The 12,367-nt window shown below is 64.5% G+C and carries 9 protein-coding genes and 1 other RNA gene; 5 read left to right on the top strand and 5 right to left on the bottom strand.

The window, feature by feature from the left end; genetic code table 11:
• Positions 1 to 3: 3 nt before the first annotated feature.
• Together QW887_RS21545 and QW887_RS21540 are read right to left on the bottom strand one after the other, a co-directional pair.
• Positions 4 to 1,248: an RNA polymerase sigma factor gene (locus QW887_RS21545; protein ID WP_315769176.1), complete on the bottom strand. Its 1,245-nt coding sequence runs from the start codon at positions 1,246 to 1,248 to the stop codon at positions 4 to 6.
• A 33-nt stretch (positions 1,249 to 1,281) separates the two neighbouring features.
• A complete protein-coding gene (locus QW887_RS21540; RefSeq protein WP_315713448.1) occupies positions 1,282 to 1,635 on the bottom strand; it encodes a YciI family protein in 354 nt (117 codons plus the stop codon).
• Positions 1,636 to 1,774: 139 nt separating this feature from the next.
• Between QW887_RS21540 and rnpB the strand changes: the two genes are divergently transcribed.
• An RNA gene (rnpB, locus tag QW887_RS21535) (RNase P RNA component class A) lies at positions 1,775 to 2,216 on the top strand.
• A gap of 47 nt (positions 2,217 to 2,263) precedes the next feature.
• On the opposite strand, the gene QW887_RS21530 is transcribed toward rnpB, so the two are convergent.
• The 3 genes from QW887_RS21530 to QW887_RS21520 all read right to left on the bottom strand — a co-directional run bounded on the left by QW887_RS21530 (position 2,264) and on the right by QW887_RS21520 (position 7,473).
• The gene (locus tag QW887_RS21530; protein WP_316174265.1) at positions 2,264 to 4,081 is read right to left on the bottom strand and encodes an ABC transporter ATP-binding protein; all 1,818 of its coding nucleotides are present in this window, start codon (positions 4,079 to 4,081) and stop codon (positions 2,264 to 2,266) included.
• Between the two features lie 274 nt (positions 4,082 to 4,355).
• Positions 4,356 to 5,945, bottom strand: coding sequence for a DHA2 family efflux MFS transporter permease subunit (locus tag QW887_RS21525; RefSeq protein WP_316184023.1), 1,590 nt, complete (start codon positions 5,943 to 5,945; stop codon positions 4,356 to 4,358).
• Positions 5,946 to 6,144: 199 nt separating this feature from the next.
• Positions 6,145 to 7,473: an HlyD family secretion protein gene (locus QW887_RS21520; protein ID WP_316169818.1), complete on the bottom strand. Its 1,329-nt coding sequence runs from the start codon at positions 7,471 to 7,473 to the stop codon at positions 6,145 to 6,147.
• A 194-nt stretch (positions 7,474 to 7,667) separates the two neighbouring features.
• Between QW887_RS21520 and QW887_RS21515 the strand changes: the two genes are divergently transcribed.
• The 4 genes from QW887_RS21515 (at position 7,668) to QW887_RS21500 (ending at position 12,355) form a co-directional block, all read left to right on the top strand.
• Positions 7,668 to 8,306 (top strand): TetR/AcrR family transcriptional regulator, encoded by a 639-nt coding sequence (locus QW887_RS21515; RefSeq protein ID WP_315752415.1) that lies wholly within the window; start codon positions 7,668 to 7,670, stop codon positions 8,304 to 8,306.
• Positions 8,307 to 9,056: 750 nt separating this feature from the next.
• Positions 9,057 to 9,632 (top strand): hypothetical protein, encoded by a 576-nt coding sequence (locus tag QW887_RS21510; RefSeq protein WP_316169819.1) that lies wholly within the window; start codon positions 9,057 to 9,059, stop codon positions 9,630 to 9,632.
• 97 nt (positions 9,633 to 9,729) lie between these two features.
• The gene (locus QW887_RS21505; protein WP_315750567.1) at positions 9,730 to 11,082 is read left to right on the top strand and encodes an IS1182 family transposase; all 1,353 of its coding nucleotides are present in this window, start codon (positions 9,730 to 9,732) and stop codon (positions 11,080 to 11,082) included.
• A 523-nt stretch (positions 11,083 to 11,605) separates the two neighbouring features.
• On the top strand, positions 11,606 to 12,355 hold the full coding sequence (locus QW887_RS21500; RefSeq protein WP_316169820.1) for a hypothetical protein: 750 nt from the start codon (positions 11,606 to 11,608) through the stop codon (positions 12,353 to 12,355).
• Positions 12,356 to 12,367 lie beyond the last annotated feature (12 nt).

Below are 12,367 nucleotides of genomic sequence, written 5' to 3'. Positions count from 1 at the left end.
ACGTCAGGCCTCCACGTCGAGCTCGCCGAGCCGCCGTGCATAGAGACGCTTGAGCGGCGCGAGCTGCGTGGCTGCGCTCGCCTCGCGGTAAGCAGCGCGCGCCTCGTCGCGCCGACCGAGCCGCCGCAGAAGGTCTGCCCGCACCGCCGGCAGCAGATCGTACTGCTTCAATCCGCCGCGCGCGGCCAGCGCATCGACCAGTGCCAGCGCCCGCGCCGGGCCGTCGACCATCGAGACAGCGGCCGCATGATTGAGCTCGATCACAGGCGATGGCGCGATCCGCAGCAGAACCTCGTAGAGCCCCACGATCTGCCGCCAATCCGTTTCAGCGTAGCTGGAGGCCTGAGCATGAAGCGCGGCAATCGCTGCCTGGACCGTATAGGGCTGCGGGAGCCCCTTCATGCCCAGGGCCTGTTCGACCAGCCCAAGCCCTTCGGCGATCTGCTCACGATTCCACAGCGAGCGGTCCTGCTCCTCCAGCAGGACGATGTCGCCCGCCGCATTGGTACGGCCGGCGCGCCGCGCATCGTGCAGCAGCATCAACGCGAGCAGGCCCTTGATGTCGCGCGCCTCCGGCATCAAGCCAAGCAGCAGGCGACACAGCCGGATCGCCTCGCGCGCGAGATCCTCACGAATCAGCTCGGTGCCTGAGGTCGCGAGATAGCCCTCGGTGAACACCAGATAGATCACGGTCAGGACACCGCGCAGCCGCTCCTCGAGCGCATCGCGTCCCGGCACCTCGTAGGGAATGCCGGCGAGGCGGATCTTCTGCTTGGCGCGCACCAGGCGCTGCGCCATCGCCTCCTCGCCGGTGACAAGTGCGCGGGCGACCTCGGCGGTGGTGAGGCCGCAGACCGTGCGCAGCGTCAGCGCCACCTGGACCTCCGGCGCGAACGACGGATGGCAGCAGGTGAAGATCAGCCGCAGCATGTCGTCGTCGAGATCGCCCGGCGCGTCGGCATCGTCGTTGGCGGCATCGCGCTCGATGGCGTGAACGATCTCCGCCTCCTTGCCGCGAAAATTGCTCCGCCGCCGGATCCGGTCGATCGCCTTGTTGCGGGCGACATTGACCAGCCACGCCCGCGGGTTGGCGGGAGCGTCGGACCCCCGCCATTTGAGCAGCGCCGCAGCGAACGCATCCTGCAGCACGTCCTCGGCCAGATCGAAGTCACCGACGAGCCGGATCAAGGTCGCGAGTGCGCGGCCGGCCTCATCGCGGAACACCTTGTCGATCGCATCAAGCGTCATCGGTGACCCTTCTCGGCCGCGAGCGCACCGGCCTCAATGATTATATTGCCAGACCGGCCGCACCTCGATCGAGCCGAAACGGGCGCCGGGAATCCGCGCGGCAATCCCGATCGCCTCGTCGAGATTCTTGGCCTCGATCATGTAATAGCCGCCGAGCTGCTCGCGGGTCTCGGCGAACGGACCGTCCGTGGTGAGGATCTTGCCGTCGCGCACCCGCACCGTCGTCGACGTCGTGGTCGGCTGCAGCCGGTCGCCGCCCTTGTAATTGCCGCTCGAGATGATCGACTGGGTGAAGGTCTGGTACTCCGCCAGCATCTTGCCCTCGGCCTCCTTCTCCATCTTCGCGTAGTCGACTTCGTTCTGGTAGATCATCAACAGATATTGCATCGAACTTGCTCCCTTGTTTCGGCCGGATCGCCGACATCCAGTCGAATGGCGCGCTCACGAAACGACACGCCCAGGATAATATTTTTGCCGGCGCAGCGATGGCTTGACCTGATGGCCGGGAAGCCCCATTCAAGCTGCGTCAGTCGGCCGGACGGCCGCTCCGGCAGGCGCCGAAAGGCCGCCGGGGAGGAAAGTCCGGGCTCCATCGACATGCGGTGCCGGATAACGTCCGGCGGGGGCGACCCCAGGGATAGTGCCACAGAGAACGAACCGCTTCCTCCCGCGAGGGAGGCGAGTAAGGGTGAAAAGGTGCGGTAAGAGCGCACCGCGGGGCCGGCAACGGAACCGGCATGGTAAACCCCACCGGGAGCAAAACCGAATAGGGACGGCCACGCGGAGACAATCGCCAAGGCAGATGATGCCAAGGCGATGACGTCCGCGGGAGCGATGTCAGGCTCGCCGTCCGGGTAGGTTGCCCGAGGTCGCGCGCAAGCGCGATCCCAGAGGAATGGCCGTCACGTATCGTCATGCGCAAGCATCACGGTGCCCTACAGAACCCGGCTTACAGGCCGGCTGATATGTTCATGAGGGGCTCGGCGCAGCAGCGCCGGGCCCCTCACCATTTTTGTCAACCGGCGGCCGAGAGCTGGCCGAACTCGGTGGCCTGGCGCTCGAACAGGCTGCGATAGAGTCCGCCGGGTCTGCCAACCAGCGTGGCGTGGCTGCCCTGCTCGACGATACGGCCGCGGTCGAACACCAGGATGCGATCGAGGCTGCGCACGGTCGCCAGCCGATGCGCGATCACGATCGCCGTCCTGCCCTTCATCAGCCGCTCCATCGCCCCCTGGATCAGCGCCTCGGATTCCGAATCGAGGCTCGAGGTCGCCTCGTCCAGGATCAGCACCCGCGCGTCCGCCAGGAACGCCCGCGCCAGCGCGACCCGCTGCCGCTCGCCGCCCGACAGCTTGACGCCGCGCTCGCCGACCAGCGTGCCGTAGCCCTTCGGCAGGCGCGTGATGAACTCATGCGCGTTGGCGAGCCGCGCCGCCTGCTCGATCTCGGCCTGGCTGGCGCCAGGACGGCCATAGGCGATGTTCTCGGCCAGCGAGCGGTGGAACAGGATCGGCTCCTGCTGCACGATCGCGATCTGGCTGCGCAGCGAGTCCTGCGTGGCATGCGCGATGTCCTGCCCGTCGATGAGGATGCGGCCGCCGCCAACGTCGTAGAGCCGCTGCACCAGCTTGACGAAGGTCGTCTTGCCGGAGCCGGAGCGCCCGACGAGGCCGATCCGCTCGCCCGGCCGGATGTCCACCGAGAGCCGGTCGTACAGCGGGGTGCGATGGCCGCCATAGTGGAACGTCACCGCATCGAACACGATGTGCCCACCGGTCACCGCGATCGGCCTGGCGTCCTTGGCATCGATGATGCCGATCGGCTCGCTGTGGATCGCGACCAGCTCGTCCATGTCGTTGACCGCGCGCTGCAGGTTGTTGATGTGCATGCCGACGTCACGCAGATACGCATGGATAACGTAGTAGCTCGTCAGCACATAGGTGACGTCGCCTGGCGAGGCCTTGCCCGCCATCCACAGCAGCACGGCGCCGCCGATCACCGAGGAGCGCAGGCACAGCAGCACGCCGAGCTGCACGGCCGCCGTGGTGTTGTAGCGCAGCCAGGTGCGGTTGACGCGGCGGCTCCAACGGCTGACGACGCGCATCAGCCGGCCGTCCTCGCGGGCTTCCGCGCCGAACGACTTGACCACCGCATTGCAGCTCAGCGCGTCCGCCAGCGTGCCGCCGACCTTGGTGTCCCAGGCGTTGGAGATCCGTGCGGCCGGGGCGATGTAGCGGGTCGAGAACGCGACGGTCATCGCGACGTACAGCACCGCGCCGACGGCGATCACGCCGCCCAGCGCGCCCCAGTGCAGGCCGAGCAGCACCATCGAGCCCAGCAGCACCGAGAGCGACGGCAGCAGCGCCAGCAGGATGGTGTCGTTATAGAGGTCGAGCGCCCACATGCCCCGGGTGATCTTGCGCACCGTGGAGCCGGCGAAGCTGTTGGCGTGCCAGTCGGTCGAGAAGCGCTGCACGCGCACGAAGGCGTCGCGCGCCACGTCGGACATGATGCGCAGGGTGAACGGCACGATCAGCTGCAGGCCCGACAATCGCAGCACGATCGAGGCGAAGCCGAGGGCTACGATGGCGGCGAACGCCACCAGCGCACTGTGCCGTGCATCGGCATTGCCTGGGCCCAGGGTGAGCGCATCGACCAGCCGGCCGGAGAACAGCGGCATGAACAGATCGGCAGCGGTGGCGCCGAGCAGCGCGCACGCAATGCCGAGCGTCATGCGTGGCTGCTTCAGCCAGTGGCGGGTCACGAACGGGATCACGACGCGGATCGCGGCGGGACGCTTGTCGGCCTTCAGGCCGGAGACGTCGACGGTCATGGCATCATCCGGCCGCGCTCGCAGCGCCAGCCGGCTCCAAATAGTGCAGACGCGACGCGGCGCGCGATCTGCGGATGAGTAACTCAGGCGTTGGGAAGTTAAGCGATGGTGCTCAAAGCGAGCGGCCGAACACCAGAACAGGCATCGAGCGGGTGCATGCGATCTGCAGATGCGATGTGGTCATGCAAATCTCCCCGGTTCGAGCGACAATTCTTGTTCCATACCATCGACGGTATGATTTGGCAACCCGCGGCGCGCGCAGGAGCCGCTCACGTCAATGTGCGTCGCCGCCGCCCGCCATCGGCGAGCTCGGCTTGTTGAGCAGCATCACCATGAAGCTGAGCCCGATGTAGAAGCAGGTCAGCATGAAGAACGCATCGCCATAGCCCATCACGACGGCCTGGCGATGCACGATCTGCGACAGCTGCTTCATCGCCATCAGGGCCGAATCGCCCATGCCCTGCAGCTTCTGCTGCAGCATGTTGAGGGTCTCGACCGCGGTGGCATTGCCCCAGTTGACGCGCTCGTGGAGGCGGGAAATGTGCAGGTCGGTGCGATCGTTCAGCACCTGGTTGATCACGGCAAGGCCGACGGCGCCGCCGAGATTGCGCATCAGGTTGAACAGGCCGGATGCATTCTTGACCCGATCCGGCGCCAGGGTGCCGAGCGCGATGTTGTTGGTCGGCACCATCGCGAACATCATGCCGACGCCGCGCAGCACCTGCGGCAGGAAAAGCTCCCAGAAGTCGTAATCGCGGGTGATGCCGGTCATCTGGTAGGAGCCGATCGCGAAGATCACGAGGCCGAACGCGATCATCAGGCGCATGTCGATCTTCAGCATCAGGCGGCCGACCACCGGCGCCATCAGGAACATGGTGACGCCGGAGACGAACATCGTCTCGCCGATCATCAGGGCGCTGTAGCCGCGAACTTCAGCGAGATAGCGCGGATAGATGTAGGTCAGGCCGTAGAGGCCGATGCCGATGCAGAACTGCAGGAGGCAGCCGACCGCGAAGTTGCGGTTGCCGAATGCGAAGAGGTCGACGATCGGCTCGTCGGCCGTCAGCACCCGCCAGAAGAAGGCGACCGCCGACACCGCGCAGACCGCGGCGAAGATCGCGACCGACGTGTCCTGCAGCCACTCATATTGCGGCCCCTCCTCCAGCACATATTCCAGCGAGCCGAGGAAGCCGGCCATGAACAGCAAGCCCCACCAGTCGAAGCGGTCGAGCAGCTCGAAATGCGGCTCGTCGAAATCCACCAGCGCCAGCACGCCTGTCGTGATGATGATGCCTGGCACGATGTTGACGAAGAACAGCCAGTGCCACGACATCGCGTCGGTGATGTAGCCGCCGACCGTGGGACCCACCGTCGGCGCCAGCGTCGCGACCAGGCCGATGATGGGACCGACGATGTGGAATTTGGTGCGCGGGAACACCGTGTAGGCCGAGGCGAACACGGTCGGAATCATGCCGGCGCCGAGGAAGCCCTGCAGCGCGCGCCACACGATCATCTGCTCGATCGACGAGGCGAAGCCGCACAGGAAGCTCGAGATGGTGAAGCCGGCCGCCGAAATCGCGAACAACAGCCGCGTGCCGAGCGCGCGCGACAGGAAGCCGGACAAGGGAATCGCGATCACCTCGGCGATCAGATAGGCCGTCTGCACCCACGACACTTCGCTGGAGCTCGCCGACAGTCCGGCCTGGATCTCGCTCAGCGACGCCGAGACGATCTGGATGTCCAGGATCGCCATGAACATGCCGAACACCATGATCAGGAACGCGATCAGCCGCCGCGGCGCGATGCGATCGGCCGGCGCCGCCGGCGCGCTCATGGTGGGGTTGGCTGTGGTGGCGGTGGCCATGGTGTTGTTCGCTGTCGAGAGAGCACGACCGCCGCGGCATCTTCGGTGCACTCCCCTCCCCCTTGCAGGGAGGGGTCGGGGGTGGGGGTCCCCAACGGCGGTCTCGCGCGGAGACCCCCCACCCCAACCCTCCCCCACAAGGGGGGAGGGAGTTCACTGCCGATGACGCGAAAGCCAACGCGATCGCATCATTCACTAACTACTTCCCCTGCACCGTCGCCGATGCGTCAAGGTCGGCTTCGGTGTCGGCATCCTTGGCGTCGGTGGTGTCGACGGTGACGTAGACCGACATGCCGGCGCGCAGCAGGTTTTGCCGCGCCACCTCCTTCGGCACGCGGATGCGCACGGGCAGGCGCTGCACGATCTTGGTGAAGTTCCCGGTGGCGTTGTCCGGCGGCAGCAGGGTGAACACCGAGCCCGCGGCCGGCGAGATGCTGTCGACCACGCCCTTGAAGCCGCGTGCGCCATAGGCGTCGACCTTGATCGTGACCAGCTGGCCCGGACGGATGCGCCTGAGCTGGGTTTCCTTGAAGTTCGCGTCGATGAAGACGTCGTCGAGCGGCACGACGTTGCCGAGCCGCTGGCCGACCGCGACGAAGTCGCCGGTGTTGACGAGACGGTTGGAGAAGGTGCCGTCGACCGGCGCGCGCACGGTGGCGAATTCGAGATCGCGCTCGGCCTTTGCAAGCGATGTCTTCAGCTCGGCGAGCTGCGCCTGGGCCTCGACCTGCTGCGCCTTCGTCACCTCGACATTGTCGCGCGCGGCGTCGTACGCGGCACGGGCGGCGCGGACCGCCGCCATGCCCTGGTCGCGCGCGGCTTCCGACTGCTCGAAGGTCGCATGCGAGGCAAAACCCTTGCTGCTCAGCGCCTGCTGGCGCTCATAGTCGAGCCCGGCGCGCTTCATCGCGGCTTCGGATGAGGTGAGATTGGCCTGCGCCTGCTCGGCGGCACTCTGCTGTGCGGCGACCTGGCGACCGATGCGCGCGATCGTCGCCTCCTGCGTGGCGATCTTGGTGCGGGCGGCGTCGACCGCGATCTTGTAGTCGCCGTCGTCGATGCGGAAGATCACGTCGCCCTTGCGAACCACCGAATTGTCCCGCGGCACGATCTCCTGGATGTGCCCGGAGACGCGCGCGCCCAGCATGGTGTTGTTGGCGCGGACGTAGGAATCGTCGGTCGAGACCATGAAGCGGCCGACCAGATAATAGTGCGTGGCATAGCCGGCGGCGGCGAGCGCGAGCAGTACGCCGATGCCCGCCAGCACGCGCTTGCGTTTGCCGGATTTCGGAGCGGCGGCGGGCGCGGCTTGCGGCTTCGCGCCCGTGGGAGCGCCGGCCGGCGCCGGCCGTTCAAGCGGCGCCTCGGTGCTGACGTCGGCCTTCGGGTCAGCCGGCTTGGCATCAACCGGCCTGCGCTGTGCCGCGTCGCTGGCCTGCGGCCGGACCGGCTCAGACCTCGTCTGTTCCAGCGTTTCCTCAGCGTCCGGACGGCGCGCCCGCACAGCCTGATCTCTCGCAGCGGCCATCAGAGACTCCCACCCATGACAGCGGGGCCGCTCAGGCCCCGAAAATCGAAAATCCCGACCGAACCGTTCGGTCAATCCACATCTACCATTGACCGAACCGTTCGGTCAATCTATATCTTCGCTACCGCAACATATCCGCGCAGATGCGTTTGTGACGTTGGCACCGGCCAAATCTTCGGGAACAGCCTAAACCAATGATTGAGCCGTACCAAAACACCACCCAGGCGACGACGGACGACGATTCCTCGAAGCGTCGGCAAATCCTCGAGGGCGCCCGCAAGGTGTTCATGGACATGGGCTTCGACGGCGCCAGCATGGGCGAGATCGCGCGCGTCGCCGGCGTCTCCAAGGGCACGCTGTACGTCTACTTCGCCGACAAATTCCGCCTGTTCGAGGCGATCGTCGAAGAGGAGAGCGTGCATCGGGGCGCCTCGAATTTCAGCTTCGACCCGGATCGCGATGCCGCGACCGTGCTCAGCGAGTTCGGCAAGGCCTGGATCGCGGTGGTCTGCCGGCCGGGCGGCGGATCGGCGATCCGTACCGTAATGGCGATCGCCGAGCGGATGCCGGACGTCGGCCGCCGTTACTACGAGTGCGTGCTCAACGGCACGATCAGCCGGCTGGCGGCCTATCTGCAGGCCCGTGTCGACGCCGGCGAGCTCGCCATCGACGACTGCCATCTGGCGGCCTCGCAATTCCAGCAGATGTGCCAGGCCACGCTGTTCCTGCCCTTCATCTTCCAGGCCGAGCCGGCCCCCTCGCCCGACCGCGTTCACAAGGTCATCGCCAGCGCCGTAGGCATGTTCCTCGCCCACTATGGCGTCAAGAACTGAGGACGGGCCGCGGATGGCGGCATCTGCGGCTCTGTTCTCACCAGCATCGGGCATGCGCTTTCCTTCTCGCGACGGATGACGTCCGAGCTTGGCGTCCGGATCACCCTCGAATCGATCGGAGGGTGCAGGGAAGGCCGGGCGCTGGCCGCGCCCGTGGCCCGCCTGCTCAAAAAAATGCAGGCGGCAGGTACCACAGGTTCAGCCGAGATCACCCGGCCCTCCCTGCGCGATGGGCTTACGACTTATACGTAGTCTCCCCGGTGTCCGGGCTTGTAGCCACCGTCATCAGCGCGATGCGCTGGGCATCGTCGCCAACTTGGCGCCAGCATCGGGGCGCCAGGACCATACGACTTCATCGTCCTGCCGGTCGCGTTCGTCCGCTCGCGATTTCAGCGCGCTGCGCGCCGACAGGCCACCGCTCCCCGCCTCCAACGCTCGTGACGACCGCGAAACGTCCCTCTTCGATCGAGGCGGGATGGCGGTAGACAACCATGAAATTCGGAAAAATGGAAGATCAAAATTTTTGCGCGAGGGACTGGACAGGGCAAATCAGTTTGATCGGGCAAACGAAATCGAATTCTGCGCGCAGCCGGCTTTAACCGCGCGCGACCGCAGCAGCAGCGGGCGACGATACCTCGGCGCCGTATCCGCGGAAGGAGCCTAGCGTCCGAGAAGGGTCGCGAGCCGACCTTGCAAGCGGTTGCGGATTGGGGCAATCGAAGCTCGGCAGCCGCGCATCCTGGGCCTACCATGTCAAAGTTCTTCGCTATGGAATCCGTCGGATCTCCCTGGGGTGACTACGGCGATATTCTTTTGAACGGCCTCGTTGAAGCGACCGAGTGCGTCGGGCCGCCGATCGTCCGCATCTTGCGCACTGGCCCATATGTGCCGCCGATGACCCAGCCATTCGGCTTCATCATCGTCACCGACGAATTTCGACGTGACCTTGAACGCAGCCAGTTGACTGGCTTTGACTTCGAGCAGACTCAGTATGGGAAAGTCGTCCGCCTCGATTGGCAGACTTGGAGCACGGACACCAATGAGCCGATGTCGTATCCCGAGACAGGCGAACCAGAGGACTACATTTTGGGATGCCCCCACGACCCCACTCTTCTGGCGCAGATGCCTCGGTTGTGGGCTCTCGCCGTCCGGCCTACGCCCGAATTGCAGGTCCAGGGCACACATTCCTTCCGCGCAGATCGACATCCGGGCACGGACATCGCTCGTGAGCATACGCTCCATTGGGTAAGCGAGCGTATGAAGGTTTGGCTCGAAAGATCGTCGGCGGCGAGATGGATTGCGTTTCGTTCGATAAGGCCGCGATGAACAATGTCCGCTTCGGGACGATTTCGTTGAAAAAGTCAGCAGTTGCGACGCAGAGATATCGGTGATTCAGTCTGTCTAGTGGGCAGGACTGAAGGTCATGATGGGGCATCGGCAAGTCGAACAGGCTGCGTTGTTCTATGAGTTCTCGCTGGAAAGGCACATCCCAGCCGACCACCTCGTGCGGTCGATCGATAGGTTCGTCGACCTTGAGGACTTACGGCGGGAGCTGGCGCCGTTCTACAGCAACATCGGGCGGCCCTCGATCGATCCGGAGCTGATGATCAGGATGCTCTTGATCGGCTATTGCTTCGGCATCCGATCGGAACGGCGCCTCTGCGATGAAGTCCATCTCAATCTGGCATACCGCTGGTTTTGCCGGCTGGGTCTAGATGGAGGCGTCCCCGATCACTCGACGTTCTCGAAGAACAGGCACGGCCGCTTCCGTGAGAGCGATCTCTTCCGTCGCGTGTTCGAGACCGTCTTGCGCCGCTGCATCCGGGAGCGCCTGATCGGCGGCGAAGGGTTCGCAGTCGACGCGAGCCTGATCAAGGCGGATGCCAATCGGCAGAAGGGAATCGAAGGCGATAAGAGGCTTCCGCCGGAGGCTGCGGGTCGAGCGATCGACGAGTATCTTGCCGTTCTTGATGATGCCGCGTTCGGTGCCGCGACGGAGGTCACGCCCAAGTTTGTATCGCCCTCCGACCCGGCGGCGCGCTGGACGGGAGCGCACGGCGGCCAAGCCTTCTTCGCCTACTCGACGAACTATCTGGTCGACGTCGAGAATGCGATCATCGTCGATGTCGAAGCGACCACGGCGATCCGCCAGGCAGAAGTATTGGCCGCCAAGCGCATGATTGAGCGTTCAATCGAAAGGTTCGATCTTTATCCAAGCCGGCTTCTCGGCGACAGCGCCTATGGCTCCGCTGAGATGCTCGGGTGGCTGGTCTACGAGCACGGGATCGAGCCGCACGTGACCGTCTTCGACAAGTCGGCCCGCACCGACGGGACCTTCTCGCGTGAGGCCTTCACCTACGACCATACCAGGGACGTCTATCGCTGTCCCGCTGGCAAACCCCTCACCACTACAGGGACGCTGGTGAACAACGACACGACGGTCCTCTACCGTGCGAGCAAGCGCGATTGTCAAGCATGCTCTCTAAGAAGCAGGTGTTGCCCCAACACCCCGGCTCGAAAAGTGCCGCGCTCGATCTACGAGGGCGCTCGCGACATGGCACGCGAGATCGCAAGCTCATGGGAAGGCCGCACTTCACGCCGGCTCCGCAAGAAGATTGAGATGCTGTTCGCGCATCTCAAGCGCATCCTCAAGCTAGATCGGCTGCGACTAAGAGGGCCGAACGGCGCACGCGACGAGTTCACCCTCGCTGCAGCCGCTCAGAACCTTCGTAAGATGGCCAAGCTGATCCCGATGCCCGCGCTGACGCCCGCGTGAACCACAACGCGCCAATTCGTCCTCGAAACAGATGGCGTTCACGACGAAACTACTGCCGACTTTTTCAACGGAATCGGACAAAATGGGATTCTGGTCGCAACAGCGGCGGAATATCTTCTGTCGTGAATGCACCAGTTGACGCGCTTCAGGATTAAACCTTCCCCGCCGCTGCCAAAGTACCTGCGGCAGCTCGTACCATTGTCATCACCGGCACGAGCAACGGCATTCTACGGCGCGCGACCGCAGTAGCACGGCGTCATCGCGAGCGAAGCGACGCGATCCAGGGGCCGCGCCGAGACTCTCGATTGCCTCAGCCCGATCGGCTGGGGCGGACACGTCGGCGCAAGGACGCCTTGCTCCGCCGCAGCCGCGGGTGATGATGCAACGGCGCCGTATCTGCGGCCGGAGCCTCGAGCCCGAGATGGGCCAAAGGCGGAAGACAAGCCGTGCAACAATCAGCCGACGCTGTCATATCATTCGGTGACGATTGACTTGGGTGAGAGTCTGCAGGAGCTACCGGAACATGCGACGCGACGGGACTCTGTTGAAGCGATATCGGGCGGGTGAGTTCGATCAGGTTTGGCGAGAAATTCGCACCTACCCAAGTATTGAAGGTGAGTTCCGCGAGGAAGTGATGGAGATCGCCGATGCGACCATGCAACGGGTCGTCCAAAACGCCGACCTCGTCGCCTCGCGATTGCAGGCCATTGGCTGGCAGGTCCTATCATCTCAAGATCAAAGTCTTCGGACACCACCGAAATCGAGCGACGAGGCGGTTTTCTCTCGCATTGTCGAGATGTCCGGAGCACCGATTCCACCGACTCTTCTGGCATTCTGGCGTGTCGTTGGTGGAATCAACTTTGTGTGGGACTACAGATCCGAGGATCGTCCGCCGGATCTTGGGTTCGATTTGCCGTCTGAGGAACACGACGCCCTATGCATAGATGCGCCCTCCATCGTTACGGATCTGTTCGATGAATGGATTTATCAGAAGGCAGACACGGAACGAGATCACGAGCATCAGCTGAGTATCGTCTTGGCACCGGACTATCTGCACAAGGCAAACATCAGCGGAGGCAGTCCATATTGCGTCCTGGTGCCATTTCTCGGTGCCGACCCGTTGTTCTCTGACGAGCGACATGGATTGCCGTTCCTCGACTATTTGCGCCTTGCATTCCGTTGGGCAGGCTTTCCCGGTCTCGATCGGCATTCAGCTCGCAGCGATGTGCGGGATTTCATAGCCAGATTCGGAAAAGATCTGCTTCCCTTCTGAGGCTCGACCGGG

The sequence above is a fragment of the Bradyrhizobium sp. SZCCHNRI3052 genome (assembly GCF_032484895.1).
In the GTDB taxonomy this organism is placed as follows: Bacteria; Pseudomonadota; Alphaproteobacteria; order Rhizobiales; family Xanthobacteraceae; genus Bradyrhizobium.
Note: the sequence above shows the minus strand (reverse complement) of the source record. Positions and strands in the feature narration are given on the sequence as shown.